A 26,086-nucleotide genomic window follows, 5' to 3' on the forward strand; every position below is an offset into this window, starting at 1 on the left:
GACGCGCAGCGTCTCCGTTGAGGGTGGCGGCGGGAGACGGGCGAGTGAGGAAGACACTGGTCGCGGGCATCACCGCGGCTCTGCTCGCCGTGCTCACGGCGTGCGGCGGGAGCGACAGCGGCGGCGAGAAGACGCTGCGGGTCGGCACGCTGAGCGACTCCAAGCCCAACGCCTACCAGGAGAACGGCAACTACACCGGCTTCGACAACGAACTGCTGCGTGCCATCGCCGCGAAGCAGAACCTGAAGCTGGAGTTCGCTTCGACCGAGTTCTCCGCGCTGCTCGGGCAGGTCGCCAACGGCACGTTCGACATCGGCAGCGCGGGCATCTCGCAGACCGAGCCGCGCAAGAAGACCGTCGACTTCTCCGCGCCGTACAACTACCAGGCGCTCGGCATCGAAGCGAAGGACGGCGCGGGCATCACCGACGAGAAGTCGCTGGCGGGTAAGCGAGTCGGCGTCGTGCAGGGCACCGTCTCGGACACCTGGCTGGCCGAGAACTCGCCGCAGGCGCAGGCCGTCCGCTTCCCGAACGACGCCGCCGCGCTGGCCGCGCTGAAGACCGCTGCCATCGACGCCGCGGTGTTCGACCAGGCGACGGCCGAGGACTACGCGGCCAAGAACGCCGACGCGAAGCTCAAGGTCACCAAGGCCATCGTGACCAACCTGCCGCACGGGTTCGCCTTCAAGAAGGGCAACACGGAGCTGATCAACAAGATCAACGAAGGCCTCAAGGCGGTCATCGCCGACGGCACCTGGGAGAAGCTGATCAAGCAGTTCGAGCCTAACGCTCCGATTCCCGCGGAGTTCAAAGCCAAGTGAACGATTTCCTCAATACCTTCCTGAACTGGGAATACATCTGGAAGGTATTCCCGGACCTGCTCACCACCGGGCTGCTCAACACGTTGATCCTGACCATCTCCTCGGCGCTGATCGGCACCGTGGTCGGCATGGTCATCGCGGTCATGGGCCTGTCGGTCAAGCCATGGCTGCGCTGGCCGGCGCGGGTCTACACCGACATCTTCCGCGGGCTGCCCGCGATCCTGACCATCCTGCTCATCGGTCAGGGCCTCGGGACGCTCGCGCGTGACATCGTCGGCACCAACCCGTATCCGCTGGGCATCCTCGCGCTGTCGCTGATCGCGTCGGCGTACATCGGCGAGATCTTCCGCGCCGGTATCCAGAGCGTGGAAAAGGGACAGCTGGAAGCCAGCCGCGCGCTCGGGATGACCTACACCAGGGCGATGCTGCTGGTGGTCATCCCGCAGGGTGTGCGGCGGGTGCTGCCCGCGCTGGTGAACCAGTTCATCGCGCTGGTCAAGGACTCCAGCCTCGTCTACGTGCTCGGCCTGCTGGCCGAGCAGCGCGAGCTGTTCCGGATCGGGCAGGACATGGCGGCCAACACCGGCAACCTGTCCTCGCTGGTGGCGGCCGGATTCGTCTACCTGGTGATCACGGTCCCGCTGACCCACCTGGTCAACTTCATCGACAAGCGGCTGCGCACCGGCCGCAAGGTCCAGACCAACCCCGACGAGGGCGACGAACTGGACGAGCTCACGGTTTCGGGGAAGGTACAGCCATGACGACCGCGATCCATTCGGCGAGCGTCGAGCTGCGCGACATCCACGTCTCGTTCGGCACCCTGGAGGTGTTGCGCGGGGTCGATCTCAAGGTCGAGCAGGGCAAGACGACTTGTGTGATCGGCCCGTCGGGTTCCGGAAAGTCGACGCTGCTGCGCTGCGTGAACCGTCTGCAGGAGCCCGATTCCGGCGACCTGCTGCTCGACGGCCAGAGTGTCATCGACTCCGACCCCGACAAGCTGCGCCAGCGCGTCGGGATGGTGTTCCAGCACTTCAACCTGTTCGGCCACCGCACCGTGCTCGACAACATCACGCTGCCGCTGCGGAGCGTGAAGGGGCTGGACAAGGAGGAGGCGGCCGAGATCGCCCGTGCCCGCCTCGCCGAGGTCGGCTTGGCGGACAAGGCCCCGTACCGGCCTGCCGCGCTTTCGGGCGGGCAGCAGCAGCGGGTCGCCATCGCCAGGGCACTGGCGATGGACCCCGACGTGATGCTGTTCGACGAGGCCACCAGCGCGCTGGACCCGGAGCTGGTCAAGGGCGTCTTGAACCTGATGGCCGGGCTCGCGGAGCGCGGCCTGACCCTGATCGTGGTCACCCACGAAATGGGCTTCGCGCGCAGCGTGGCCGACGAGGTCGCGTTCATGGACCGCGGCAAGGTCGTCGAACTCGGCAAACCCGAGGCGCTCTTCGACGACCCGCGAAGCCCCCGGCTCCAGCGCTTCCTCTCGCAGGTCCTGTGACGGGAACCCCGGGATAAAGCCTGCTTTATCCCGGGGCCGGCCGGGTAACCTGCGAGGCATGGCGAGGATCGCGGAGCTGGTGTATTACCCGGTCAAGGGGTGCAGGGGCACGTCCGTGACCACGGCGCGGGTGACCCAAGCCGGGCTCGCGCACGATCGCGTCTTCATGGCCATGGGCGCCGATGGGGCGTTCCGCAGTCAGCGACGGCACCCGATGATGGCCACGATCGAGCCCGAGGTGCTCGACGACGGGCGCAAGCTGCGGCTGTCCGCGCCCGGTATCGAGGACTTCGAGCTCGACGTGGTGTTCGACGGGCCCCGGCACCCGGCCGCCACCTTCACCTGGCAAGGCAAAGGCGTCGACCAGGGCGCTGAGGCGGCGGACTGGTTCTCCACCGTGCTCGGTGAGGCTTCGGTGCTGGTGCGGGTGCCGCCGGACCACGACCGCGTGACCAATGGCGAACGCGCGGGCACCGCCGGGTTCGCCGACGCGCACGCCGTTCTCGTCACGTCTGAGTCCTCTTTGGACTTACTGAGCGAGCGGATTTCCGCCCATGGCGCGGAACCCGTGCCGATGGATCGGTTCCGGGCCAACCTGGTCGTGTCCGGATGGCCGGAACCGCATACCGAGGACCGCGTCCGCGTGCTGCGCGCGGGGACGGCCGAGTTCGGGTATGCCAAATTGTGCGTGCGCTGCGCGGTGCCGACGATCGACCAGGAGACCGGGCGGAAATGCGGCCCTGAGCCGACTCGTACGCTCGCCGGCTACCGGCGCGCACCCGAAGGCGGGGTCACCTTCGGGATGAAGGCGATGGTGCTGCGGCCAGGTCAGCTGTCGCTGGGCGACGAGGTGATCGTGCATTCCTGGGAAGGCACGGCGTCGAGCACCGAAGCGGCCGAGCCGCCATTGACCGCGACGGCTAGCCTGCCTGCCGAGTCGGCGTAGAGAACCGTTGGGGCGTCAGCGAAAGTACGCGCGAACTCCACGCGTAGCGTCTTGCGTCCACGGTGGACGTACAGCGGGCCGTTGAGCTCGGCCTTGTCGAAGTCGTTCGGCGTCGCGGCCAGCTGGACGTTGCCGAAGTGGTCGACCGTCAGCACCTCCGAAGTGAGCTTGCCCGGCTGTGCGTCGACACGCGGCTCCGGGAGCACCACGAGGTCGGGTACCGGCTTGCCGAACGCCTCCGGCGCGACGCCCAGCGCCAGATGCGCGGCGGCGGGGGCGAAGATGTCACGGCCGTGGAAGGTCGCCGAGACGTGCGGCATCCGGTAGTCGGGGTTGGTGAGCTCGTACGCCTCGCGGACGCCACCGAGCGCCTCTGCCGCCGGTAGCAGCAGGCCGTTGTCCGGCCCGACCAGCAGGCCGCGCGGGGTCACCACCACGACACCGCGGCGGTCGGTGCCGACACCGGGGTCGACCACCGCCACGTGCACGGCCTCCGGCAGGAACGGCACGGTCTGCGCCAGCACGGTCGAGCCGGGCCGGATTTGCTGGGGGTTGACCGAGTGGGTGACGTCGATCACCCGGATGGGGGGTGCGATACGCGCGATCACCCCGTGGCAGGCCGCCACGAATCCGTCGCACAGGCCGTAGTCGGTCGTCAAGGAGATCCAGTCATACGCCATCAAGGCATCATCCTCCCGACAGCTAGGGTGCATGCGTGAGCACCCTCGCGGACTACCCGAAGATCGCAGCCGGAAAGGTACGAGAGCTGTACGCGGTCGATGACGACCACCTGCTGCTCGTCGCCTCCGATCGCATCTCCGCCTATGACTTCATCCTGGACACGCCGATCCCTGACAAGGGCCGCGTGCTCACCGCGATGAGCGTGTTCTGGTTCGAGCAGCTGGCCGACCTACTGCCCAACCACCTGGTCGCCTACGACGACCCGCGCATCCCCGCCGAGGTCCGCGGCCGCGCGCTGATCGTGCGCAGGCTGGCCATGGAACCCGTCGAGGCGGTCGCCCGCGGCTACCTCACCGGCTCCGGTTTCGCCGACTACCAGCGTACCGGCGCGGTGTGCGGTGTGCTGCTGCCCGAAGGACTGCCCGAGTCCGCGAAGCTGCCGACCCCGATCTTCACGCCCGCCAGCAAGGCCGAGATCGGCGAGCACGACGAGAACGTCACGTTCGACGACGTCGCCGCGCAGATCGGGCTCAAGCAGGCCGAGGAGATCCGCGAAGCCACCCTCGCCATCTACGAGCGCGGCGCCCAGCTGGCCGCCGAGCGCGGCATCCTGCTCGCGGACACCAAGTTCGAGTTCGGCCGCGACGCCACCGGCGCGCTGGTGCTCGGCGACGAGGTGCTCACCCCGGATTCGTCCCGCTATTGGCCTGCCGACAGCTACGAGCCCGGCCGTTCGCAGCCCTCGTTCGACAAGCAGTACGTGCGCGACTGGCTGACCGGCCCCGAGTCCGGCTGGGACCGCAAGTCCAACACCCAGCCGCCACCGCTGCCCGCCGAGGTCGTCGCGGCGACGCGGGCGCGTTATGTCGAAGCGTACGAACGGATTTCCGGGCGTTCACTGGCAGACTGGCCCGCGTGATCCTGCTGATTTCGGGGAGTCTGCGCGTGGGCTCCAACGCGGCCGCCCTGCGTACCGTCCACGAACTGGTCCCCGGGTCGGTGCTCTTCGACGGCTTGGCGATGCTGCCGCACTTCAACCCGGACGACGACGCCGAGCCGCTGCACCCCGCCGTCGCCGCGCTGCGGTCGGCGATCGCAGCGGCCGACGCGGTGCTGTTCTGCACACCGGAGTACGCGGGCGCGCTGCCGGGGTCGTTCAAGAACCTGCTGGACTGGACGATCGGCGGCGGCGAGATCTACCAGAAGCCGGTCGCCTGGATCAACGTCTCGGTGCGCGGCGCCGAAGCCGCGCACGCGTCGCTGCGGACCGTGCTCGGCTATGCGGGCACGCGGATCGTCGAGGACGCCGTCGCGCACATCCCGCTCCCGCCGGAGTCGATGAGCGGCGGGCTGGTGACCGATCCGGAGCTGCGTGCCCGGATCGCAGATGTAGTCGCGAAACTCGTGCCCGCTTAACCTCAGAGTCAGATCGCTGTCACTGAACGCGTGCTTAATGGCGAACGTGGACGCTGAACTGGTCGTTTCCCTCGCCGGAGTGACGCCCCGGACGCTTCACCGCTGCGCCGACCTCGCCGCGGAGCTCGAACGCCGTCAAGTGCCGTTGTCCGTGCTCTACCCGGCCAGCACCGGTGAAGGCCCGGTCACCGAGTGGGTCCGCGAGCGGACCAACCGTGGCGATGGCCTGCTGCTGCACGGCTATGACCATCAGGTGCCGCCGACCGATCGCCCCGTGGTGAGCCTCGCCAAGAAGGCCGAGTTCGCCGCGCTGGGCGCACACGAGGCGCGGCTGCGCCTCATCGCGGCGAAAGCCGCCATGGAGAACACCGGCCTGACCCCGCACGGGTTCGCGCCGCCGCGCTGGCTCGCGTCGCCAGGCACGCTGGACGCGTTGCGGGAGCACGGTTTCCAGCTCTGCGCCGATCAGCACGGCGTGCGTGACCTCAAGACCGGCGAGCTGCGCCGGGCGCGCGTGCAGGAGTTCGCGAGCCAGTCGCAGCGCACCGAGACGATCCGCTGCTTCGCTTTGGTCTTGGCGACCGCCCGCGCGGCACGGCGTGGCGGGCTGGTGCGGCTCGGCGTCGAGGCTTCGGACCTGGCCAGGCCCGGTCTCCGTCAGGCGCTGCTCGACGCGGTCGACGTCGCCTTGGAAAACCGGGCCTTCGGCACCACCTACGCGAAGCTCAAAGTTTCTCCGGCTCTCCAGGCGTGAGCACGCGGACCTCGGCGCCCCGCGGCCCGAGGTTCGTGAACAGGCCGTAGATCATCGCGGGGTTGGCCAGCGTCTTTTCGTGGATCGGCACCGCCGCGCGCGGGCTCACCGCACGGAAGAAGTCGACGGCCTCGCTCGCCTTGAGCCACGGCGCGCCGGTGGGCAGGCCGAGCACGTCGATCTTCTGCTCCGGCACGAAGAACGAGTCGCCGGGGTGATAGAACGCGCCGTGGTCGACGACGTAGCCGATGTTCGGCACGACCGGGATGTCGGGGTGGATCACCGCGTGGTCACCGCCGACGGTGTTGACCACCGCGCCCGCGAACTCGAACGCGTCGCCGGGGTGCGCGACCCGGAACTCGACGCCGAGCTTCTCGACCTCGGTGACCGAGCCGGGGTCGATGATCAGCTGAGCGTTGGGGTTCGCCTGGAGCAGCGCGGGCAGCTTGGTCACGTCGAGGTGATCGAAATGCTGATGCGTGATCAGGATCGCGTCCAGCTCACGCTCGTTCTCGAACCCCTCGGAAAACGTGCCGGGGTCGAGCAGGATGCGGGCGGATTCGGTCTCCAGCAGTACGCAAGAGTGTCCAAAATGGACAATACGCATGGGGAAGCTCCCTTCTGTCACTCAGACTATGCCTCGCAACAGCGCGTCGCCAAGATCGGTTCGCCGATAGTGGACCGCGTGCCCGCGCCGCACCGAATCGAGCAGCCCCGCCGTTTTGAGCGCGGTGAGATGCTCGGAAACCGTGCCGGGTGAGAGTTCAAGCCGGATCGCGAGAGCCGCGGTGCTCGCCGGTTCGTCCAGCGTCGTGAGCAATGCGGCCTTCGTGCGTCCGACGACGTTCGCGAGCGCGTCGCTGGGCTTGGTTTTCTTCGTCCAGAGCTCCGCGACCCCGCGCGCCGGATAGAGGATCGCGGGTTGCCACGGTGGCAGCGTGATCACGCCGAGCGTGGGCCACCCGAAGACGGCCGGGATGAGCAGCAGGCTTTCGAGTTCGACGCGGCTGCGGTCCTTGAGGTCGATGAGCAGTGTGTCGCCGACGAGCCGCAGCCGCGGGTGCAGATCCTTGAACACCGCGGTGGTGCCCTGCTCGGCAAGCCGGCGTGAGCGGTACTCGATATCGGCGACGAGCAGCCGATGCATCCGTGGCCAATGCGGCTCGACCAGCTCGATCCACACCTGCTCGAGCTGATCGGCCAGCAGATCACGGGCCGCCGCCGGGTCCTGCGGCAGTCCGCTGAGATCGGCGTCGACCATGGCGAGCTCCTGCTCGACCTGCTCGGCCGGGGTCTGCCGCACCTTGGCGAGCTGCGCTTGCGCGGTCGTCTCGGGCCCGCTCGGCGGCGGGCACAAGAAGTCGGTGATGTAGTGGCGCGCCCCCAGCACTTTGGCCAGCTCCACGGGCAGCTCCCGCGGCTGCCTGAGCCACTCCGGCTGACTGGGATGCCCCCGCAGCCCGAGCACGGTCTGCACGGCACCGAGCACCTCCTCCAGCGGCGAGATCCCGAACCGCACCCGCTGCGCGCTCTCAGCGTCGAAAACCAGCTCGATCACACATTCCCCCAGCTCACCCGTGGAAAAAAATCCCAATGCGGCATTCGTCAGTTTTCCGGCCCCCAATGTGGCTTTGGTCAGCCAAAAGCTGACCAAAGCCACATTGGGGGTAACGACGGCCAAGATTTGGGTATGGCCGAATCAGTATGCCGGGGTGGGTACGGACGGCAGCGTTGAGCGCATGGGTTTGCTGCGAAATGGTGGGTATTGGCGCTGGTCGGCGGGGGTTCAGCTGATGCGGCTGCCGAATGCGATGGCGCCGCTCGCGTTCACGATGCTGACCACGGCGACCACCGGGTCTTATCGGCTCGGCGGGGTGATGATGTCGGTGTTCGTGGTCGCCGAGCTGGCAGGCGCGATCCCTGGCGGGCGGTTGCTCGACCGGATCGGCGTCCCCAGGGGGCTCGTGCTGATGCTGGTGATCGCCGGGGCCGGGTTCGGGGCCGTCGCGTTGTTCGCGGCGTACGGGAGTCCGGCCGCGACGCTGGTCGCCGTGGTGATTCCCGGTGCGGCCGCCGGTGGGTTGTCGGGCGGGTTTCGCGCGTTGCTGGCGGGAACGGTCGACGCCGCCGATCTGCCGAGGGCCATCTCGATCGACGTGATGATCCTCGAGAGCGTGCTCATCGCGGGGCCCGCGTTCGTGGCGGTGCTCGGCGGGCCGTTCTGGCCGCTGGTCGTGATGGCGCTGGCCTGCGTGCTGTCGGCGGTTTTCGTGCCGCGTCGGCAGGTGGCGCCCAAGCATTCGGAACGGAGTGACGTACCTCTCAAAGCCTGCCTGCCGTGGCTGGCGTGCATGTTCACCGTCGGTCTTCTGCTGGCGACGATCGAGCTCGCGACGTTGCCGCTCGTGCAGCGGCTCGGTGCGCCGGATGGGATGTCCGCGCTGGTCATGGCCGTGTTGTGCGGGGCGAGCATCGCGGGGAACGCGGGGTACGCCTGGCGCGGGACGACTGGTGACGCCCGGCTGTTCCTGGCCGGGTTCATGGCCGGCGGCACGATCGTCGCGGCGAATCTCGGCTGGACCGGATTGGTCGCCGGCATCATTCTGGTCGGCCTGTGCACCGGGCCGCTGGCCACCGTCGCCTCTGTCAACCTGCAGGCTTTGTTACCGGAAAGTAGGAGGTCAGAAGGGTTCTCGGTCGCGTTCACCGTCCAAGCCGCCGGATTCGGGCTCGGCTCACTGGCGGTCGGCGTGCTCCCGCTGTGGCTGCCACCCCTGTTCGGTGTGGTGGCAGCGGCCGCGACCTGTGGAATGCTGGCGGTGCGGGCGCGACGAGCAGTAGTTGGCACAGTGTCAGTAACGTCGTAGCCTGGTTGGCAGCCGAGACCACGGGAGACGCCGATGACCGCCGTCCAGCCGAAGCCGAGCAGCAGCGTCGGCGAGACCTTCGACTCGCTCAGCCCCGCGACCGACGAGGTGGTCGGCACCTATCCGGTGCACACCGCCGCCGAGGTCGAAGCCGCCATCGCGCGGGCGCGCGCGGCAGCGGCCTGGTGGGCCTCGCTCGGTTTCGACGGCCGCGCCGAACGGCTGCGCCGCTGGAAGGGCGTGATCACGCGCCGGCTGCCCCAGCTGTGCCAGGTCGTCCGTGACGAGACCGGCAAGCCGCTCGCGGACGCCCAGCTCGAAGCCGTGCTCGGCATCGAACACATCGCCTGGGCGGGCAAGCACGCGCGCAAGGTGCTCGGCAAGCAGCGCCGCTCGGCTGGCCTGCTGATGTCGAACCAGGCCGCGACCGTCGAATACCAGCCGCTCGGCGTGGTCGGCGTGATCGGCCCGTGGAACTACCCGGTCTTCACCCCGCTCGGCTCGATCGCCTACGCGCTCGCCGCGGGCAACGCGGTCGTCTTCAAGCCGAGCGAGTACACCCCCGGCGTCGGCAAGTGGCTGGTTGACGCCTTCACCGAGGTAGTCCCGGAGCACCCGGTGCTGCAGCTGATCACCGGCTTCGGCGAGACCGGCGCGGCGCTGGTCGGCGCGGGCGTCGACAAGATCGCCTTCACCGGCTCGACCGCGACCGGCAAGAAGATCATGGCCGCGGCCGCCGCGACGCTGACCCCGGTGATCATCGAAGCCGGCGGCAAGGACCCGGTGCTCGTCGACGCGGACGCCGACCTCGACGCCGCCGCCGACGCGACCGTCTGGGGCGCGTTCTCGAACTCCGGCCAGACCTGCATCGGCGTGGAACGCGTCTATGTCCACGAAAAGGTCCACGACGAGTTCGTCGCCAAGGTCGTCGAGAAGTCCCGCGACGTCCGCGCGGGCTCCGATGTCGAGGCCAAGTACGGCCCGGTCACCATGCCTTCGCAGATCGCGGTGATCAAGCGGCACATCGAAGACGCGCTTTCCCGCGGCGGCAAGGCGGTCCTCGGCGGGGTCGAGTCGGTCGGCGACCGGTACGTCCAGCCGACCGTGCTGGTCGACGTGCCAGAGGATTCCGAAGCGGTGCAAGAGGAAACCTTCGGCCCGACGGTCACCATCGCCAAGGTCCGCGACATGGACGAGGCGGTCGACCGCGCCAACAACACGCGCTACGGCCTGGGTTCCACGGTCTTCTCGAAGGCACGCGGCCTCGAACTCGCCGGGCGCCTGCGCACCGGCATGACCTCGATCAACGCCCCGCTTTCCTTCGCGGGCATCGCCTCGCTTCCGTTCGGTGGCGTCGGCGACTCGGGCTTCGGCCGGATCCACGGGCCGGAGGGCCTGCGTGAGTTCGCCCGCTCGAAGGCCATCGCGCGCCAGAAGTACAAGGCGCCGATGACACTGACCTCGTTCTCCCGCAAGGAATCCACGGACGCGCTGGTGGCGAAGCTGATCACCATCCTGCACGGCAAGCGCTGAGTCAGACCGCGACAGTGAGCGTCGCGGTGTAGCCGGAGACGTCGCCCGTGACGGTGGCGAGCTGATGCTCGGTGCCGTCACGGAACACCATGTCCCGCGCCAGTGAAGTCTGACTCAGGTTGCGGACGCTCGTCTCGTAACCGCTTGTCGCGTAGACGGTTTTGCACACGTCTTCCGGCAGCGCGAGCTGTGAGGTGACGGACTTCGTGCCAGCCGAGGTGGCCTGGGCGAGGTCCGGGTACACCTCGAAGTGGATGTGCGGCCAGCGCCCGGTGTACGCGGCCGGGAAGATGCTCTGGAACGTCACCGCGCCGCTCGTGTCCGCTTCCTGCACGCCGCGCAGGTAGTTCTCCGTGGTGACGCCTTGGGAGTACATCGAGTATTTACCGTCGATGTCGCAGTGCCACAGGTAGATCGCCGCGCCGGCGTACGCGGCGCAGTCCTTCTGCAGGTTCAGCTTGATGGTGAGCGGAATCCCTTGCGCCACAGCGGAAGCGGAACCGAAGCTCGACCGGATGTCGCTGCGCACGATTCCACTCGTGGTGAGGATGTTCGGCCCGTTGGAGCCGTCGCCGGGATACGGCCCGGCGGTCTCCTCGGGGATCTTGTCGGTGCAGGCCTTTACAGTGGTGGTTGCCGCGGCGGTCGTGGTTTCGGCGGATGAACAGGCGGCCAGCGCGGTCAGGCTCGCGCCGCCGAGCAGGAACAGCGCGCGCCTGCGGTTCAGCAGGGTCTTGAGGTCATAGGCGAGGCCTCTGTCGTGGTTGTCCATGAAGTCGAGTTTGGGCGGCCCGGCTGTCCCGAGCCTGTGAGCGGACTGTCCGTTCGCTGTCGGTTCAGCCGAGGTCGCGGGCGAACAGGTCCTCCTCGGTTTCGCGGCGCACCAGCATCGTCGCGACGCCATCGCGGACGCCGACCAGCGGCGGGCGGCCGATGAGGTTGTAGTTCGAGGCCAGCGAGTGGTGATAGGCGCCGGTGCACGGGACCGCCAGCAGGTCGCCGGGGTGGATGTCGTCCGGCAGCGCCAGGTCGGCGAGCACGTCGCCCGACTCGCAGTGACGGCCGACGACGCTCATCGGGCGGTGCGGTGCGCGCGAGTGCCTGCCGACGAGCCGCGCGGTGTACTTCGCACCGTACAAGGAAGGCCGGGGATTGTCGCTCATGCCACCGTCGACGGCGACGAAGGTCTTGCTGCCGCGCTTGACGGCGCACACCCGGTAGACCGTGATCCCGGCCGGGCCGACGATCGCCCGGCCCGGCTCGATCGTCAAGCGGGGTAAGGGAAAGTCGCGCGTCGAGCATTCGTAGGCGAGTGCGACACGCAGGCGCCGCGCATAGCCGTCGAGGTCGAAATCGGTGTCGCCGGGCAGATAGGGGACGGCGTGCCCGCCGCCGAGGTCGAGCTCGCGCAAGGTGACACCGTATGCCGTGCGGACGCCGGCGAGCACGTCGACCATCCGGCGGGCCGCCTCCTCGTATCTGTCCACACGCGACACTTGCGAGCCGATGTGGCAATGCAGGCCCACCAGCGAAAGGCTCGGCTGCGCGAGCACGGCGCTGACGGCGGCGGCGAGGTTGTCGCGGACACCGTCCAGCAACGAGAAGCCGAACTTCTGGCCCTCGGTGCCGGTGGTGATGGCCGCGTGCGTGTCGGCCTGGACGCCGGGCGTCACGCGGATCATCACCTGCTGGCGGCCGTGCGCGAGCGAGCCGAGTTGCTCGATCTCGTCGAGTGAGTCGAGCACGATCCGGCGGACGCCGTACTCGAGCGCTGCCTTGAGGTCCTCCGGGGTTTTCGCGTTGCCGTGCAACAGGATGCGCTCGGCGGGGAAGCCGACGGACCTCGCGGCGGCGATCTCGCCGGCCGAGCACGTGTCGAGCGAGAGACCTTCTTCGGCGAGCCAGCGCAGCACCGAACGCGTGCACAACGCCTTTCCGGCGAAAGCGACCTCGGCGTCGGGCAGCGCCGCGCGGTACGCACGGGCCCGCGACCGGACCTCTTCCTCGTCGAGCAGATAGAGCGGCGTGCCGAACCGGGCGGCGAGATGGCTGATCGGCACGCCCGCGAACCGGGCTTCTTCGTGGCCGAGATCGAGACTCGGCAGTAGCTCGCTGAGCGTCATGCAGCCAGCACAGCGCGCGGAGCGCCGGTCAGCCGCCTTGGCAACGCTCCTCTGACGCCCCGGCGGCTCCCGCTGACGCGTCCTTTACGCGCGAGTAACCCCCGTCACGGCTCAGTACGGCACTCGCTTGCGCCGCCAGGCGAAGAAGGCGATGACCTTGCCGAGCACGATCGCGCCGATGAGCAAGGCCCACGGGAACTCGGCGGTCTCGGTGGGCTTGGCCTGGGCTTTGGGCTGTTGTGACCCGGGCGGCACTTCCTCGTCGACCGCGTCCTCAGGCGTCGAGGAAGACGGCGGCGCACTGCCCGAGGACGGCGCCGCCGAACTCGAGGGCGCGGCCTGCGGCTTCGGCGCAGGCACGACCGGGACGCCACCGCCTTTGCCAGGGTTGGTGCCGCCATGCTGCTCTTGCGAACGAGGGGTCGGCGGTGGCGGGCTTGCGGGCTGAACCGGCCGGGACGGCGTGAACCGCGGCGCCGCCTTGCCGAACGACCAGCCTTCGAAGGTGCCCTGTGGCGGCATCGAGGATGACGCGGCGCGCTGGCTCGCCGTCCAGGTCCCGCCGTTCCAGGCGTTCCAATAGGACCACTGGCCTGCTTCGCAGGTTTCCGGCTTGCCCTGCAGACGGCAGACGCCCGACTCCAGCGTCGCGACGGTGATGCCCGCGCTCTGCAACGCGGTCAGCCCACTGCGCTGCGCTCCGGGCGCACAGCGGACCAGCATGTCGCCGCCGAGCTCGCGGAAGTCGACGACGACCGTCACGCCGCCGTCGGTCGTGCAGTACCCGGCCGTGCTCGCCGACGCGGGCGTGGCCGGGGCGAGTGCGAACAGCACCCCGGCGGCGGCGAGCAGGCAGGCGAGTCTCATTGCGGTGTCCGCCGCCTGGCCAGCAGCACGAGCGCGGAGCCCGAGACGAGCAGCGCCAGCCCGACGAGCAGGCCGGTGGGCGCCGAGAACCCGGTGTCGGCCAGGTTCGGCGAGCCCGAGGACGAGGTGTCCGTCGAGCTCGTCGTCGTGGTGGTGGGCGTGGTCGTCGTGGTGTCGGTTGGCGAGGACGTGGTGGTTTCGGTCTGCTCCGACGGGAGCACGAGCGCCGGGGCGGTGTGCCCCAGCCCGGTCTTGGTCAACGCGAGCACGGCGCGTGCGGTCCAGCCCCGCCACTTGGCGCGAGCCGTCGCGGCGATCTTGCCGTCTTTCGCGTTCGTCAGGCCGTCATCCAAGGCAGCCTTGTTGAACGCGATCGCGCCCAGGTCACCGGAAAGCTTTGTGGCGTCCTTGGTGACCTGCATGCTCGCGACCCAGTCGGCCGCCTTCTCCGCGACATCACCCTTGCCGGCGATCCAGAGCGCTTGCCCTGCGAGCCCGGTGGCTGCCGAGTTCAGGTCATTCGCGTCCTTGAAGCCACCCGAGGCGTCCTGCGTTGTCATCAGGTACGTGGCCGGCTTCTCCACCTCTTCCAGCTTGAACGCGTCGTGCAGTGCCTGCATCGCCAAGGCGGTGGTGGCCGCGTCGGAGTGCTCATCCGGACCGCAGGTGGGCTTGTCGTCGCCACCGAGCCGGAATCCGCCGTCGGCGCACTGCTGATTCCTCAGGAAGTTGATCGCCTGCGCTGGTGGCACCACGTTGGCTTTGACGAGTCCGATGATCGCGAGAGCCTGGTCGCTGTTGGTGCTCGCCTCGCCGTATTTGCCGTCGAGGGTCGGTTCCCCGGAGTCGGGGTTGCTCACCATCAGCTCGCCGAGTTCTTCGATCAGGTTGACGCTGCCGAACTCCGTGGGCTTCTCGGCGGCGATCAGCTCCTTGGCGATCGCACCCGCGACGCGCTTGCCCGCCGGTCCGATGAAGGACTCGGCGTGTGCTGGCAGCGCCGCGGCGATCTTGCCAACGGCTTCTTTCTCAGTGCCGGTCGCCTGGAACGCGAGCAGCGCGTCGATGGTGACGTGCCAGTCGGTCGCCCCGGCATCCCCAGGCAGCGTGTTCTCGACCAGCGCGCCCGCCACGGTGGGATTCGCCTTATCGAAGGCGGACACGTCGGCCGCGGTGGCGAGCTGCCCTGCCAGCCAGTGTGTGGCCGCGTACATCTCCTGGCCGTGCGGCGTCGGCTCGGCGTCCGCGGCGAACGCCGTGCCGCTGAACACCAATGCCGCGCCGGCGACCGCGCCCAGCGATCGGCGCAAGGCCGTAGTCATGAAACCCCCACTGCGAGTACTTAACTCAGCGTACAGACGGTAACCCAGTCAGGTGAGGTGCGGAAGGCCGCCGGGCTCACAAATAGACTCCCCACCGTGGACACCCCGTTGCGCGTTGGCCTTGTCGGTGCCGGACCCTGGGCGAAGCTCATCCATGCCCCCGGCCTGGCGGATCATCCGGGAACCAAGCTGACCGCGGTCTGGACGCGGCGTCCCGAGCCGGCCAAGGAGCTCGCGGACAACTACGGCGCGGTGGCCGTCGGAAGCTTCGAGGAGCTGCTGGACCAGGTCGACGCCGTGGCGTTCGCGGTGCCGCCGTCCGTGCAGGCCGAGCTGGGCGTCCAAGCGGCGCGGGCCGGAAAGCACCTCATACTGGAGAAGCCGATCGCGCCCGACCTGGCCTCCGCCGAGCGCCTGGCCGACGCCGTGACCGAGGCGGGCGTGGCTTCGCTGGTGGTGTTGACGTTGCGTTTCGCCGCTATCACCCGTGAGTGGCTCGCCGATGTCGCCGCATCGGGTGAGTGGCGTGGCGGGACCGCGCGCTGGCTGTCCGGCGCACTGCTCGGCGGCGCTTACGAGGGCTCGCAGTGGCGGACCGACGAGGGCGCGCTCGCTGACATCGGGCCGCACGCGTTCGACCTGCTCGACGCCGCGCTCGGCAAGATCACCAGTGTGGTCGCCGCGCATGTCACCGAAGATGACCTGTGGCAGGTCCTGTTCGAGCACGACGGCGGGGCCACCAGCACGGCGACGCTCTCGCTGCGCCTGCCCATCGACCCGACGATCGTCGAGCTCAGTGTCTACGGCCTGCACGGGTACCGATCGCTGGGACGCAAGCCCGGCTCGGCGCTGGAATCGTATGTCGCGCTGCTCGACGATTTCGCCGCAATGGCGGCTAGCGGAACCACCGAACACCCCTGCGACGTGCGGCGCGGCCTGCATCTCCAGCGGCTCATTCACCAAGCGCGAACCCTCGCCAACGCAAAGTAGTACACAGGCACCACAATCGGGAAACCGTTTACGCGCAAGGGTTTTCACGTACGGCCGAAAACTTGTCCACAGGGTTGTCCACAGAGTCCACTGTGGACGGTAGCGACTGCTACTGAACCACGGCAGCGACACGCGCGCGAATCGAGAATCACCGAATAGTGGTCCTCGTTCAGCGCGCAGAGTTGATCTTGCCGTGCCTAAGGTTGATCTTGAAAACGCAACCTGGGAAAGGGGGTCGCGTGGGGGATTTGCTGCGAAATTTCGGGGCGATGATCCCGCTGACGATCATCGCCGTTCCGTACGCATTGATCGCCTGGCCACTCTTGACGGCGGCACGGAGGCGGAAAAGAGAGCACGACGCGAAGCTCACGGCAGCCATGGATGTCACCATCTGCCTGGTTTCCGTTCTCGTGCTCGCGCTGGTGATGATGCCCGTCGCGGGTTCGCGTACCAGCACCCTGCATTTGACTCCGGGCGCGGACATGGCGACCGCGTTCGGCGACGGCGGTTCGTTCTGGCAGGTGGGCGGCAATCTGCTGATGCTCACCCCACTCGGGATGTTCCTGCCGTTCCGGGTGCGGTTCCTGCGGTCGGTGGGGCGGATCGCAGTAGCCGCACTCGTGCTGTCCATGCTGGTGGAAGCGGTGCAGTACCTCCTGCACGCCGGCAGGGTGACCGCGACGGACGACGTCATACTCAACGCGCTCGGCGCGACCATGGGTGCGGCGATCGCCCGTCCATGGTGGCTGCGCCCGCAGGTGGTCATCCCGGTCCAGGCCCGCCGTGTTTGCGAGGCCTCGATCCAGCTGCGGGTGCCGAGATCGGTGTGGGAGCCGACGTGTTTCCGTGTCGTCGACACAAGCCGCCTCGCCAACGGTCCGGCTCGGCTGTGAAGTTCGCTCGATAAACCGGTTGCCCCCGCATGACATGATGGGCTCACCTTCGGACAACAGGGGAATGCCTCATGCCTGACGCCTCCTAGTGGCGTCATCGCGACGCCTACACGTCGACCTGAGTTCATCCTGCCCGAAAGGTTCCCAGACAAATCATGTCTGCTGTTCAGTCCTACATGCGCACAACCGCGGCCAAAGCCCGTGAAACCGAGCGAATCGGGCCGTTCCTGGCCACTTTCTCCCGGAGCTCAGCCAATCCGTTCCTGAACTACGCCATTCCCGATGACGGCGCCGTCCCGACACACGCCGATGTGGACGGGCTCACCGAGGCCTACCGGAAGCGGGATCTGATCCCGCGCCTGGAGTTCCTCGGCGAGTCGATGCCGGAGGTCGAGCCGGTCGTGCTCGCGGCCGGCTATCAGCTCGAACGGCGCGTTCCCCTGATGGTCTGCCCGCGTGGCGAGGTCGCCGTGCAACCGGTGGCCGAGGGTTTCGAGCTGCTCACCCCCGAGTCGGACGAGGAATACCTCGCCATGATGGGTGCGCAGAGCGAGGCGTTCGACGATCCCGACCCGATCACCCCGGAGTCGCTCGCCGGGCGGCGCGAGATGGTCGCCAATGGCGGCCTCGCCGTGCTCGCCAGGCATGTCGACTCCGGTGAGGGCGCCGGCGGCGGCCTGGCAACACCGATGGCGGACGGCACCATCGAGGTCGCCGGCTTCGGCGTCCGCGCGAAGTACCGGCGGCAAGGTCTCGCGGCCGCGCTCACCGAGTACCTCACCCGTGCGGCGCACGAGCGGGGAGCGCACACCGTGTTCCTCACCCCAGCCGGTGTCCCGGAGGAGCGGATCTATGCGAGGGTCGGGTTCCGGCCTGCGGGTAGCTTCGTGAACCTGCGCCTGGAGTAGCGATTTTCAACGTGAGGGCCTCCCGCGCGGGAGGCCCTCACGTCTTTCGAAAGGGAGAGCCGTGACCGAACGACCCGATCCGCCCCGCCAGGGTGACGAGCGCGAGACGCTGCGCGTGTTCCTGGACTTCCACCGCGCCACGCTCGCGATGAAGTGCGAGGGCCTCGGCGACGAAGACCTCCGCAAGCAGTCGATGCCGCCCTCGACATTGAGCCTGCTCGGCCTGGTCCGGCACATGGCCGAGGTTGAGCGGAACTGGTTCCGTCGCGTGCTCAACTCCGAGGACATCGAGCACGTCTGGTCGGACAAGCGCGACTTCCAAGCGGCCTACGACGCCTCGGACTCCACCCGCGAAGAGGCCTTCGCCGCCTGGGAGGCCGAGGTCGAGCACGCGCGCCGCATCGAGCGGGAGGCCGAGTCGCTCGACTTCAGCGCCTACTTCGACAGGTGGGAAGAGAACGTCTCGCTGCGGTTCGTCATGCTGCACCTGATCCACGAGTACGCCCGCCACAACGGGCACGCCGACTTCCTGCGCGAGGGGGTCGACGGGGTCACCGGGGCATGATCTGGGCGGGATCTGGGCGATCCCACGGGCATCGTTCCACTCCGGATTCACACATCGGAGGGAATGAACATGAAGAGACGCGTTCTGGGGCTGGTCGCTTTCGCGCTGTTGGCAGGCACGGTCGTGACCTCGCCCGCCGTCGCCTCGCCGGACAACGAAGGCGCTGAGCCCGCGAACGTCGTCGCCGTCGAGGCCAAGGTCTCGCGCGCCACGATCATCGCCCGGCTGCAGGCGTGGGTGAAGGCCAACGTCTCGTACAGCAAAACCGCTAAGTACCAGGGTTACCGCAAGGACTGCTCCGGCTATGTCTCGATGGCCTGGGGCCTGAGCAAGCCCGGTGCGACGACCGCCAGCCTGGCGAGGTACGCGCACCGCATCAACAACTCCCAGCTCGCGGCAGGCGACATCATGCTGGACGACAACAACCACGTGACCGTCTTCCACAAGTGGGCCAACTCGGCGCACACCAGGTACTACATGTACGAGGAGACGCCCAGCTACGGCGCGCACTACGACGACATCCCGTTCCCGTACTACTCGAGCCACCCCGGGCACTACCTCGCCTACCGGTTCAACAACGTCGCCTGACGAATTCGATGGACGGGGCCGCTGGCGCGTCGCTACGGTTCCGGGGAACGTGACTCGACATCTGGAGGTGAGACCCCATGAACGCTGTTTCGATGTGGGTGCTCCCCTCGTTGTCACGGTCTGGCGACTGACGTAGGGGTTGCCGGGAGCGCCTCGATCAGGCACTCCCGAAAGGCGACCATGAACACTTCTCGTTTCACCGCGGGCGAACCCGCGACCGTCGGCTTGTTCCTGCCACTGGCGAACAGCACGTTGGAGCTGGTGCGTCATGGCCGGTAAGGGCGGCATCGAAGTCGAAGGAACCGTGCTCGAATGCCTGCGCGACGCGCGGTTCAAGGTCGAGCTGCCGAACGGGCACCACGTGCTCGCGCATATCAGTGGCAAGATCAGGAAGAACTACATCAGGATCATGCCGTTCGACCGGGTACTGGTCGAGCTGAGCCCGTACGACCTGAACCGGGGCCGGATCCTCTACCGCTACCGGTGATCGGGCGCGTTTTGGGCCGTTGAGCGGCCCAGAACGCGCACGCTCGGTTCATACCGAACGGCCACGAAACGACTAGTCGTCGAAGCGGCCGCCGCGGCCCTTCTTGACGTCGCTGCGGCGTTTCTTCGATGCGAGGCGGCGTTCTTTCGAGCCACGGGATGGCTTGGTGGGGCGCCGCTTCGGCGGCGGCGGTGCTGAAGCCTCGGTGAGGATCACGGCCAGGCGCTCGCGTGCGGCCTCGCGGTTCATCAGCTGTGAACGGTGCTCGCTGGCCGCGATCGTCAGCACTCCGTCGACGAGCCTGCCGCCGAGCCGTTCGACGATCCTGGCTCGCAGGTTCTCCGGGATCGACGTGGACGCGGCGATGTCGAACGACAGCTCGACGCGGGAGTCGGTGGTGTTCACGCCCTGCCCGCCGGGGCCTGACGAGCGGGAAAAGCGCTCGTTCAGCTCGGCGCCCGGTACGACGAACCGGGAACCGACCACCACATCAGACGGAGACGCTGCCACCCGATCATTGTGACAGCGCTGGCGAAGAAGCGATGCCGATTAACTGGTGGATGGTCAGCGGTGGCTTCGGCCTGGTCGGCCGTCCGTCGGTACCGCGGGTCGAGAGCCGCACCGAGACGATGTGGTCGCCGACCTGCCTGACCACGAGGAACTCGAACATCCCCGGCGGATCCTCGCTCTGGTAGGCCACCAGGCGCGAACCGTCCGGCAGCAGGAAGACGCCGCACCAGAACACGCGGTGATACTGCTCGCACCCGGCGGTCCAGGGACGGGGCAGCGTGACGCCGATGTCGAGGGTGGCCGTGCCCAGCTGGTCGGTCAGCTCCGCGTGGAGTTCGTAGGCGTTTTCCGTGCGGACGAAGCGGTTCGGCCCGCTCGCTGTCATCCCGTTCGGCAGGTGGTCGGCGAGCAGGAACGTGGCCGAAAGCTGCCGCTCCCGTGGGCTCTGCGCGGCGATCCGGTCGGCGTGCCGCGTTGCCATGAACACGGCCGAAACCGCCACGGCGATCACCGAAAGGGCCACTCCGCCGACGGTGAAGAGCCGCCTGCGACGCAACCGGCGCCTGCCATCGGCGAGCACCGCGGCGGCGTCGATCCGCAATGAGGGTTCGACGCGGACCGCGGTGTCGAGCAGTGCCTTGAGGTCGCGGTCCACGCCTTCTAGTACGAGGCGGGACCGCGATCCGTTGTCATCAGAAGCGAGGATGGTCCCCGGACAGCACCGCGCGCGGGCCGTCGGGGTCTTCGGCGGGACGGACGTCACCGAGGATCCACGCGGGCATGTGCCGCGCGGTCAGCATCGCGAGCGCGCGGTCGACATCCTCGGACGCGACGATCGCGACCATGCCGACGCCCATGTTGAAGGTCTTCTCCAGCTCGGCACGCTCGACCTTGCCGCGGTGGCCGATCAGCGCGAACACCGGCGCCGGCGTCCACGTCCCGCGGTCGAGCGCGGCGACCAGGCCACGCGGCATGACGCGCGCGAGGTTCGCCTCGAGCCCGCCGCCGGTGACGTGCGAGAAGGTGCGGACCTCGGCCTCGGCGGCCAGCGCCAGGCAGTCCTTCGCGTAGATCTTGGTCGGCTCGAGCAGTTCCTCGCCCAGCGAGCGGCCGAACTCCTCGACGTGACCGTCGAGCGGCATCCGCGCGATCTCCAGCAGCACGTGCCTGGCCAGCGAGTAGCCGTTGGAGTGCAGCCCTGACGAGCCGAGCGCGATCACCACGTCGCCGGGGCGGACCTTGTCCGGCCCGAGCAGCTGCGACCGCTCGACCACGCCGACACCGGTGGCCGACATGTCGTAGTCGTGCTCGCCCATCAGCCCGGGGTGCTCGGCCGTCTCGCCGCCGAGCAGCGCGCAGCCTGCCTGCACGCAGCCCTCGGCGATGCCGCCGACCAGCGCGGCGATCTTCTCGGGGAGGACCTTGCCGACCGCGATGTAGTCCTGCAGGAACAGCGGTTCGGCGCCGGTCACCACGAGGTCGTCGACCACCATGGCGACCAGGTCGATGCCGACCGTGTCGTGCTTGTCCAGCGCCTGCGCGACCGCGATCTTGGTGCCGACGCCGTCGGTCGACGACGCGAGCACCGGCTCCTTCCAACGGTCGAGCTTCAGCGAGAACAGACCGGCGAAACCGCCGACGCCGCCGAGCACCTCGGGGCGGGTGGCCCGCTCCGCATGCGGTTTCAGCAGCTCAACGGCTTGGTCACCGGCGTCGATGCTGACGCCGGAGGCGGCATACGTCGCGCTCGTGGACTCGCTCACGGGAAGCGCACTCCAAACAGTAGAAAGGTCAGGGACGGCGAATTGCGTCCTCAGCACCGTACCCGGCAGGGGCGACAGGCTTCGCCGCGCCATTGACCGCGTCGAGGCTTTCGAGCAGGTGCTTGCCGATGAGGGCGTCCTCCGGCAGCTCGATCGGGTATTCGCCGGAGAAGCACGCCGTGCACAGCCGCGACTTCGGCTGTTCCGACGCCGCGACCAGGCCTTCGAGCGAGACGTAGCCGAGCGAGTCGGCGCCGATCGAGCGGCGGATGCCGTCGAGGTCGACGCCGTTCGCGACCAGTTCGGCGCGCGAGGCGAAGTCGATGCCGTAGAAACACGGCCACCGCACGGGCGGCGAGGCGATGCGGACGTGCACTTCGAGCGCGCCCGCTTCACGCAGCATGCGGACCAGCGCGCGCTGCGTGTTGCCGCGGACGATCGAGTCGTCCACCACCACCAGCCGCTTGCCGCGGATCACGTCGCGCAGCGGGTTCAGCTTCAGCCGGATGCCCAGCTGGCGGATGGTCTGCGACGGCTGGATGAAGGTGCGCCCGACGTAGGCGTTCTTCACCAGGCCGGTGCCATAGGGAATGCCGGAGCCCTGCGCGTAGCCGATGGCGGCCGGGGTGCCCGACTCCGGCACCGGCATCACCAGGTCACCGTCGCACGGGTGCTCCTTCGCGAGCCTGCGCCCGATCTCGACTCGCGTGGCGTGCACGCTGCGGCCTGCGATCGTGGTGTCGGGGCGGGCGAGGTAGACGTACTCGAACACGCAGCCCTTGGGCTCCGGGTTCGCGAACCGGCTGGAACGGAGTCCCTCGGCGTCGATGGCGATCAGCTCGCCTGGCTCGACCTCGCGCACGAACGACGCGCCGCAGATGTCCAGCGCCGCCGTCTCACTCGCGACGACCCAGCCACGCTCCAGGCGGCCGAGCACCAGCGGGTGCACGCCGTGCGGGTCACGCGCGGCGTAGAGCGTCGACTCGTCGGAGAACACCAGGCAGAACGCGCCGCGCAGCGTGGGCAGCAGCTCGAGCGCGGCCGCTTCGATGCCCTTGTCCGCCGCGGCCGCGGCGAGCAGGCCGCAGATCAGGTCGGAGTCGCTGGACGATCCGGTGAGCCCGGCGTGCGGCTTGATGCCGGCGTCGAGCGTGCGCTGCCGGAGCTCGGCCGTGTTGACCAGGTTCCCGTTGTGCGCGAACGACAGTCCACTGCCGGTGGCCGTGGTGCGGAAGATCGGCTGGGCGTTCTCCCAGATCGTCGCGCCGGTGGTCGAGTAGCGGCAGTGGCCGACGGCGATGTGGCCCTGCAGCGACTGCAGGATCTGCTCGTCGAACACCTGGCTCACCAGGCCGAGGTCCTTGAAGACCACGATCTGCGTGCCGTCGGAGACGGAGATGCCGGCTGCCTCCTGCCCGCGGTGTTGCAGGGCGTAGAGGCCGTAGTAGGTCAGCTTGGCGACTTCTTCACCAGGCGCCCAGACACCGAACACACCGCATTCTTCACGGGGCTCTGGGTCGGGTTCGTCGATTGCGGGCTGTCCAGTGTGTGACTGGTCGGAAACCACCGAGGTGCTCCCAGGAAGAAGAGGGCAGGCCGCGTCAAGTGTAAACGGTCTTGACATGAGTCAGGCCCCGCACGACGTGGTGATGAACACTGTCGTGCGGGGCCTGAAGTCTTTAGCGTGACTAGGCGGAGGCAGCCAGCCACTGGGAGTCGCCTGGCAGCACCAGAGAACCCGGGATGTGGTCTTCCGGCAGGGCGAGCACTTCGGTCAGCACGGTCGCGACCGTGCCGGCCGACTGCCACAGCACCTTGCTCGGTTCGAGCACGTTCTCCTCGTCACCCGGCATGCGCATGGCGGTCACGTCGTCCTCGTCGTCCAAGCGGACCACGTCGACCACATTGTCGTGGGCGCGGATCCCGACGATCGCGAGCACTTCGCCGCGTGAGTTGCGCGGGTGCATGAACTGGTAGCCACGAGCGACGAGTCGCCGCAGACCGGTCTCGAAGTCGACGCCCGTCGTTTCGGCCTCAGCCGAGGACGTCATCGAACTCCCCGTCCTTGACGCCGCCGAGGAAGGCTTCGATCTCCGCCTTCGTGTAGACGAGCGCCGGGCCGTTCGGGAAACGCGAGTTGCGCATGGCGATGTCACCGGTGCTCAGGGTCGCCACCTCGACACAGTTGCCGACGGGACCGCTGCGTTTGCTCTTGCGCCACCTGGCGTCGGTCAGCAGATCGGCTTGAATGCCGTTCACAATCTCCATCACGTCCACCCTCATCCGATTTCGATCTCTCGGGGCTTGCATCTGCATGTGCATCTGACTGTGAATCGAAGCTAGCACGTGTGCATGCGCAGGTAAATGCACGTGCAGAAGTTGCCTGCAAATAAGTCGCAGAGTAGCGATCATGCTCGGTCAACTCACACTAACGAGTGACGAAAGGCCTGGTGAACAGGGACTTTTGCACCTGTCAAGATGCCTTCCGGGCGGTCCGGCTCAGATTTCGGCCAGGCGTTTCGCGAGGATCTGCCTGCTTCGATCCGGCGTCTCCGCGTCAACTGCCAGCCGGTCGAGTGAACGGCTGTAAGACTCGATCTCGTCCAGCTTCTCCAGGTAGAGCGCTCCGGTGAGGTGCTCGACGTAGGCGATGTTGGGCAGTTCCGGCTCGGCGAACCGCAGCAGCGCGAACGCGCCCTGCGCGGCGTACCCGCTCAGCCGGAACGGCAGGATCTGCACCGAGACGTTCGACATGCTGGTGATTTCGAGCAGGTGCTCGATCTGCTTGTGCAGTGCCTTGCTCCCGCCGATGGGGCGGTAGAGCACCGACTCGTCGACGACCGCCCACAGGCGAGGGGCGTCCGGCCGCTGCAGCAGCTTCTGCCTGCGCATGCGCAGCGCGACCCGGCGCTCGACGGCGTCGTCCGCGCTCTCGGGGCGGCCGTAGCTCGCGATGGCGCGTGCGTAGTCCTCGGTCTGGAGCAGGCCGGGTACGTAGAGCGGCTCCCAGGTCTGGATACGGGTGGCCGCTTCCTCGAGCCCGACGTAGTCGTTGAACCAGGTGGGCATGAGGTCGTTGTAGCGGCGCCACCAGCCGGGCTGGTTCGACTCCTTGACCATGTCGAGGAACGCCGCGCGTTCACTCGATTCGGTGATCCCGTACATCGTCAGGAGGTCGGCGACATCTCGCTCTTTGAAACCGACGCGGCCGAGTTCGAGCCTGCTGATCTTGGACTCGGAACCCCGGATGTTGTAGCCGGCTTCGGACCTTGTGATGGCGGCCTGTTCGCGTAGTCGTCGCAGCTGAGAGCCGAGGATCATCCTCCGGGCAGTGGGGCCCAGGTTCTGTTCTCCACCGGACGCGTTCACCGCGTTCATAACCCGACCTCTCGTGCGAACAGTGCGGCATTCAGGTACAGCCCGACTACTCAGCGTACCCGCCTGGGCATGACCGTCAAGGTCCAGCCGAAGTTTACGCCGCGAGCGCGTACCCTTACCGTACGTGTGGTCCGCGATATTCGACACAGTTTTGTGAGGCCGAGAATGCCCGGAGCCGCTCCCCCCACCGACCGCCCAGCACCCGTCGGCGTCGACCCGACCAGGGCGAGCATCGCCCGGGTCTATGACGCGTTCTTGGGTGGCAAGGACAACTACGAGATCGACAGGGAGACCTTCCGCCGCGTGCAGAGCGTCGCGCCGGAAGCCCAGGATCTCGCTGTCGAGAACCGCAACTTCCTGATCAGGGCATGTCGCTTCCTCGCCAACCAGACCGGCATCACGCAGTTCCTCGACTGCGGCTCCGGCCTGCCGACGGCCGAGAACACGCACCAGGTCGTCCAGCGCGTCAACCCGGACATCCGGGTCGTCTACGTCGACAACGACCCGGTCGTACTCGCGCACGGCCGCGCGCTGCTCGAAGAGAACGACAACACGCACTTCGTGGCTGCCGACATCTTCAACCCGCGCGAGGTCATCGAGAACGCGGTGGTCCGCAAGCACATCGATTTCACCGAGCCGGTCGCGCTGCTGCAGATGGGCACGCTGCACCACTTCAACGGCCCGCGCGAGCGGCCCGCGGAGATCATGCGCGAGTACGTCGAGGCGCTGCCGTCGGGTTCGTTCGTGGCGATCAGCCACTTCTCCGACCCGGAGGACGAGCTGAGCGCGCTCGCCCGCAAGATGGAAGACGTTTTCCTGCACAGCCCGATGGGCTCCGGGACCTTTCGCACCAAGGCCGAGATCGAGGAGCTGTTCACCGGCCTCGAGATGATCCAGCCCGGTGTCGTGCTGTGCGCCGACTGGTGGCCGGACGGTCCGCGGATCAAGGACCTGAACTCGGCCCAGCGCACCATCTCCGGTGGCGTGGCGCGCAAGCGCTAGTTTTTTCGCCGGTTGTTTTGCACTCTGCAGCTTGCGTTTCCGCAGCTCAGAGGTCGTGAGTGTGCCCGACGGTTGTCGCCGGCGGGCCCACGCACGACGCCCGGGGGGGGATGGGGAGGCCGTGGGGGGGGGGGGGGCGGGGACCCGGGGCGGGCGCGCGGGCGGGGGCCCCCG

30 protein-coding genes are annotated in these 26,086 nt (G+C 68.1%); 16 read left to right on the plus strand and 14 right to left on the minus strand.

The window, feature by feature from the left end:
• Positions 1–44: 44 nt before the first annotated feature.
• The 4 genes from ACFV15_RS12080 to ACFV15_RS12095 are packed head-to-tail and all read left to right on the plus strand — an operon-like array spanning position 45 to position 3,265.
• Positions 45–821, plus strand: coding sequence for an ABC transporter substrate-binding protein (locus ACFV15_RS12080; RefSeq protein ID WP_378350235.1), 777 nt, complete (start codon positions 45–47; stop codon positions 819–821).
• A complete protein-coding gene (locus ACFV15_RS12085) occupies positions 818–1,582 on the plus strand; it encodes an amino acid ABC transporter permease (RefSeq protein ID WP_378350236.1) in 765 nt (254 codons plus the stop codon). Before ACFV15_RS12080 ends, ACFV15_RS12085 begins: the two co-directional genes overlap by 4 nt.
• Positions 1,579–2,319, plus strand: coding sequence for an amino acid ABC transporter ATP-binding protein (locus ACFV15_RS12090; protein WP_378350237.1), 741 nt, complete (start codon positions 1,579–1,581; stop codon positions 2,317–2,319). The genes ACFV15_RS12085 and ACFV15_RS12090 overlap by 4 nt, the downstream gene beginning before the upstream one ends.
• Positions 2,320–2,377: 58 nt before the next feature.
• Positions 2,378–3,265, plus strand: a complete 888-nt coding sequence (locus tag ACFV15_RS12095; protein WP_378350238.1) for an MOSC domain-containing protein — start codon at positions 2,378–2,380, stop codon at positions 3,263–3,265.
• On the opposite strand, the gene ACFV15_RS12100 is transcribed toward ACFV15_RS12095, so the two are convergent.
• Entirely contained in the window at positions 3,148–3,945 is a 798-nt protein-coding gene (locus ACFV15_RS12100) for an S-adenosyl-l-methionine hydroxide adenosyltransferase family protein (protein ID WP_378350239.1), read from the minus strand. The two genes, ACFV15_RS12095 and ACFV15_RS12100, sit on opposite strands and share 118 nt — an antisense overlap.
• A gap of 35 nt (positions 3,946–3,980) precedes the next feature.
• Here ACFV15_RS12100 and ACFV15_RS12105 point away from each other — a divergent pair, with 35 nt between their 5' ends.
• From ACFV15_RS12105 to ACFV15_RS12115, 3 genes are read left to right on the plus strand one after another with little or no spacing between them, the layout of a single operon-like run.
• Positions 3,981–4,865 carry a phosphoribosylaminoimidazolesuccinocarboxamide synthase gene (locus ACFV15_RS12105; RefSeq protein ID WP_378350240.1) on the plus strand — a complete coding sequence of 295 codons (885 nt, stop codon included), beginning with the start codon at positions 3,981–3,983 and terminating at the stop codon, positions 4,863–4,865.
• A complete protein-coding gene (locus ACFV15_RS12110; RefSeq protein WP_378350241.1) occupies positions 4,862–5,362 on the plus strand; it encodes an NADPH-dependent FMN reductase in 501 nt (166 codons plus the stop codon). Before ACFV15_RS12105 ends, ACFV15_RS12110 begins: the two co-directional genes overlap by 4 nt.
• Before the next feature lie 37 nt (positions 5,363–5,399).
• Entirely contained in the window at positions 5,400–6,116 is a 717-nt protein-coding gene (locus ACFV15_RS12115; protein ID WP_378350242.1) for a DUF2334 domain-containing protein, read from the plus strand.
• Here the strand turns inward: ACFV15_RS12115 and ACFV15_RS12120 are convergent.
• Positions 6,088–6,723 carry an MBL fold metallo-hydrolase gene (locus tag ACFV15_RS12120; RefSeq protein WP_378350243.1) on the minus strand — a complete coding sequence of 212 codons (636 nt, stop codon included), beginning with the start codon at positions 6,721–6,723 and terminating at the stop codon, positions 6,088–6,090. The two genes, ACFV15_RS12115 and ACFV15_RS12120, sit on opposite strands and share 29 nt — an antisense overlap.
• Before the next feature lie 21 nt (positions 6,724–6,744).
• Positions 6,745–7,674: a DUF5937 family protein gene (locus tag ACFV15_RS12125; protein ID WP_378350244.1), complete on the minus strand. Its 930-nt coding sequence runs from the start codon at positions 7,672–7,674 to the stop codon at positions 6,745–6,747.
• A 181-nt stretch (positions 7,675–7,855) separates the two neighbouring features.
• Between ACFV15_RS12125 and ACFV15_RS12130 the strand changes: the two genes are divergently transcribed.
• Together ACFV15_RS12130 and ACFV15_RS12135 are read left to right on the plus strand one after the other, a co-directional pair.
• Entirely contained in the window at positions 7,856–8,983 is a 1,128-nt protein-coding gene (locus tag ACFV15_RS12130; RefSeq protein ID WP_378350245.1) for an MFS transporter, read from the plus strand.
• A gap of 33 nt (positions 8,984–9,016) precedes the next feature.
• Positions 9,017–10,516, plus strand: a complete 1,500-nt coding sequence (locus tag ACFV15_RS12135) for an aldehyde dehydrogenase family protein (protein ID WP_378350246.1) — start codon at positions 9,017–9,019, stop codon at positions 10,514–10,516.
• A 1-nt stretch (position 10,517) separates the two neighbouring features.
• Here ACFV15_RS12135 and ACFV15_RS12140 read toward each other — a convergent pair whose 3' ends face one another.
• The 4 genes from ACFV15_RS12140 to ACFV15_RS12155 form a co-directional block, all read right to left on the minus strand.
• Positions 10,518–11,288 carry an intradiol ring-cleavage dioxygenase gene (locus ACFV15_RS12140; RefSeq protein ID WP_378350247.1) on the minus strand — a complete coding sequence of 257 codons (771 nt, stop codon included), beginning with the start codon at positions 11,286–11,288 and terminating at the stop codon, positions 10,518–10,520.
• A gap of 64 nt (positions 11,289–11,352) precedes the next feature.
• Positions 11,353–12,639, minus strand: coding sequence for a diaminopimelate decarboxylase (gene lysA / locus ACFV15_RS12145; RefSeq protein ID WP_378350248.1), 1,287 nt, complete (start codon positions 12,637–12,639; stop codon positions 11,353–11,355).
• Between the two features lie 111 nt (positions 12,640–12,750).
• The gene (locus ACFV15_RS12150) at positions 12,751–13,506 is read right to left on the minus strand and encodes a hypothetical protein (RefSeq protein ID WP_378350249.1); all 756 of its coding nucleotides are present in this window, start codon (positions 13,504–13,506) and stop codon (positions 12,751–12,753) included.
• On the minus strand, positions 13,503–14,828 hold the full coding sequence (locus ACFV15_RS12155) for a prenyltransferase/squalene oxidase repeat-containing protein (protein ID WP_378350250.1): 1,326 nt from the start codon (positions 14,826–14,828) through the stop codon (positions 13,503–13,505). Before ACFV15_RS12155 ends, ACFV15_RS12150 begins: the two co-directional genes overlap by 4 nt.
• Positions 14,829–14,924: 96 nt before the next feature.
• On the opposite strand from ACFV15_RS12155, the gene ACFV15_RS12160 reads away from it, so the two are divergent.
• The 6 genes from ACFV15_RS12160 to infA all read left to right on the plus strand — a co-directional run bounded on the left by ACFV15_RS12160 (position 14,925) and on the right by infA (position 19,259).
• Complete coding sequence (locus tag ACFV15_RS12160; protein WP_378350251.1) at positions 14,925–15,818, plus strand: Gfo/Idh/MocA family protein; 894 nt, start codon at positions 14,925–14,927, stop codon at positions 15,816–15,818.
• A 239-nt stretch (positions 15,819–16,057) separates the two neighbouring features.
• Entirely contained in the window at positions 16,058–16,711 is a 654-nt protein-coding gene (locus tag ACFV15_RS12165; protein ID WP_378350252.1) for a VanZ family protein, read from the plus strand.
• A gap of 155 nt (positions 16,712–16,866) precedes the next feature.
• Entirely contained in the window at positions 16,867–17,619 is a 753-nt protein-coding gene (locus tag ACFV15_RS12170; protein WP_378350253.1) for a GNAT family N-acetyltransferase, read from the plus strand.
• 61 nt (positions 17,620–17,680) lie between these two features.
• On the plus strand, positions 17,681–18,184 hold the full coding sequence (locus ACFV15_RS12175) for a DinB family protein (protein WP_378350254.1): 504 nt from the start codon (positions 17,681–17,683) through the stop codon (positions 18,182–18,184).
• Positions 18,185–18,253: 69 nt separating this feature from the next.
• On the plus strand, positions 18,254–18,772 hold the full coding sequence (locus ACFV15_RS12180; protein WP_378350255.1) for a hypothetical protein: 519 nt from the start codon (positions 18,254–18,256) through the stop codon (positions 18,770–18,772).
• 268 nt (positions 18,773–19,040) lie between these two features.
• Positions 19,041–19,259 (plus strand): translation initiation factor IF-1, encoded by a 219-nt coding sequence (gene infA / locus ACFV15_RS12185; protein ID WP_378350256.1) that lies wholly within the window; start codon positions 19,041–19,043, stop codon positions 19,257–19,259.
• A 72-nt stretch (positions 19,260–19,331) separates the two neighbouring features.
• Here infA and arfB read toward each other — a convergent pair whose 3' ends face one another.
• From arfB to ACFV15_RS12220, 7 genes are all read right to left on the minus strand, one after another.
• Positions 19,332–19,748: an alternative ribosome rescue aminoacyl-tRNA hydrolase ArfB gene (gene arfB / locus ACFV15_RS12190; RefSeq protein WP_378350281.1), complete on the minus strand. Its 417-nt coding sequence runs from the start codon at positions 19,746–19,748 to the stop codon at positions 19,332–19,334.
• A gap of 25 nt (positions 19,749–19,773) precedes the next feature.
• Positions 19,774–20,424 carry a hypothetical protein gene (locus tag ACFV15_RS12195; protein ID WP_378350257.1) on the minus strand — a complete coding sequence of 217 codons (651 nt, stop codon included), beginning with the start codon at positions 20,422–20,424 and terminating at the stop codon, positions 19,774–19,776.
• A 37-nt stretch (positions 20,425–20,461) separates the two neighbouring features.
• On the minus strand, positions 20,462–21,532 hold the full coding sequence (purM, locus tag ACFV15_RS12200; RefSeq protein ID WP_378350258.1) for a phosphoribosylformylglycinamidine cyclo-ligase: 1,071 nt from the start codon (positions 21,530–21,532) through the stop codon (positions 20,462–20,464).
• A gap of 28 nt (positions 21,533–21,560) precedes the next feature.
• The gene (purF, locus tag ACFV15_RS12205; protein WP_378350259.1) at positions 21,561–23,099 is read right to left on the minus strand and encodes an amidophosphoribosyltransferase; all 1,539 of its coding nucleotides are present in this window, start codon (positions 23,097–23,099) and stop codon (positions 21,561–21,563) included.
• A gap of 121 nt (positions 23,100–23,220) precedes the next feature.
• Positions 23,221–23,583, minus strand: a complete 363-nt coding sequence (locus ACFV15_RS12210; protein ID WP_378350260.1) for a hypothetical protein — start codon at positions 23,581–23,583, stop codon at positions 23,221–23,223.
• Positions 23,567–23,800 (minus strand): DUF397 domain-containing protein, encoded by a 234-nt coding sequence (locus ACFV15_RS12215; protein WP_378350261.1) that lies wholly within the window; start codon positions 23,798–23,800, stop codon positions 23,567–23,569. The genes ACFV15_RS12210 and ACFV15_RS12215 overlap by 17 nt, the downstream gene beginning before the upstream one ends.
• A 231-nt stretch (positions 23,801–24,031) precedes the next feature.
• Positions 24,032–24,910: a helix-turn-helix domain-containing protein gene (locus tag ACFV15_RS12220; RefSeq protein WP_378350262.1), complete on the minus strand. Its 879-nt coding sequence runs from the start codon at positions 24,908–24,910 to the stop codon at positions 24,032–24,034.
• A gap of 165 nt (positions 24,911–25,075) precedes the next feature.
• On the opposite strand from ACFV15_RS12220, the gene ACFV15_RS12225 reads away from it, so the two are divergent.
• Positions 25,076–25,912, plus strand: coding sequence for an SAM-dependent methyltransferase (locus tag ACFV15_RS12225; RefSeq protein WP_378350263.1), 837 nt, complete (start codon positions 25,076–25,078; stop codon positions 25,910–25,912).
• Positions 25,913–26,086 lie beyond the last annotated feature (174 nt).

The sequence above is a fragment of the Amycolatopsis sp. NPDC059657 genome (assembly GCF_042734395.1).
Lineage (GTDB): Bacteria > Actinomycetota > Actinomycetes > Mycobacteriales > Pseudonocardiaceae > Amycolatopsis.

Coding starts and splice junctions, on each gene's coding strand:
- ACFV15_RS12090 (WP_378350237.1), top strand. CDS start 1,579: ATGACGACCGCGATCCATTCGGCGAGCGTCGAGCTGCGCGACATCCAC.
- ACFV15_RS12095 (WP_378350238.1), top strand. CDS start 2,378: ATGGCGAGGATCGCGGAGCTGGTGTATTACCCGGTCAAGGGGTGCAGG.
- ACFV15_RS12100 (WP_378350239.1), bottom strand. CDS start 3,945: ATGGCGTATGACTGGATCTCCTTGACGACCGACTACGGCCTGTGCGAC.
- ACFV15_RS12115 (WP_378350242.1), top strand. CDS start 5,400: ATGGCGAACGTGGACGCTGAACTGGTCGTTTCCCTCGCCGGAGTGACG.
- ACFV15_RS12120 (WP_378350243.1), bottom strand. CDS start 6,723: ATGCGTATTGTCCATTTTGGACACTCTTGCGTACTGCTGGAGACCGAA.
- ACFV15_RS12130 (WP_378350245.1), top strand. CDS start 7,856: ATGGGTTTGCTGCGAAATGGTGGGTATTGGCGCTGGTCGGCGGGGGTT.
- ACFV15_RS12135 (WP_378350246.1), top strand. CDS start 9,017: ATGACCGCCGTCCAGCCGAAGCCGAGCAGCAGCGTCGGCGAGACCTTC.
- ACFV15_RS12140 (WP_378350247.1), bottom strand. CDS start 11,288: ATGGACAACCACGACAGAGGCCTCGCCTATGACCTCAAGACCCTGCTG.
- lysA (WP_378350248.1), bottom strand. CDS start 12,639: ATGACGCTCAGCGAGCTACTGCCGAGTCTCGATCTCGGCCACGAAGAA.
- ACFV15_RS12150 (WP_378350249.1), bottom strand. CDS start 13,506: ATGAGACTCGCCTGCCTGCTCGCCGCCGCCGGGGTGCTGTTCGCACTC.
- ACFV15_RS12155 (WP_378350250.1), bottom strand. CDS start 14,828: ATGACTACGGCCTTGCGCCGATCGCTGGGCGCGGTCGCCGGCGCGGCA.
- ACFV15_RS12170 (WP_378350253.1), top strand. CDS start 16,867: ATGTCTGCTGTTCAGTCCTACATGCGCACAACCGCGGCCAAAGCCCGT.
- ACFV15_RS12180 (WP_378350255.1), top strand. CDS start 18,254: ATGAAGAGACGCGTTCTGGGGCTGGTCGCTTTCGCGCTGTTGGCAGGC.
- infA (WP_378350256.1), top strand. CDS start 19,041: ATGGCCGGTAAGGGCGGCATCGAAGTCGAAGGAACCGTGCTCGAATGC.
- ACFV15_RS12210 (WP_378350260.1), bottom strand. CDS start 23,583: ATGACGTCCTCGGCTGAGGCCGAAACGACGGGCGTCGACTTCGAGACC.
- ACFV15_RS12215 (WP_378350261.1), bottom strand. CDS start 23,800: ATGGAGATTGTGAACGGCATTCAAGCCGATCTGCTGACCGACGCCAGG.
- ACFV15_RS12220 (WP_378350262.1), bottom strand. CDS start 24,910: ATGAACGCGGTGAACGCGTCCGGTGGAGAACAGAACCTGGGCCCCACT.
- ACFV15_RS12225 (WP_378350263.1), top strand. CDS start 25,076: ATGCCCGGAGCCGCTCCCCCCACCGACCGCCCAGCACCCGTCGGCGTC.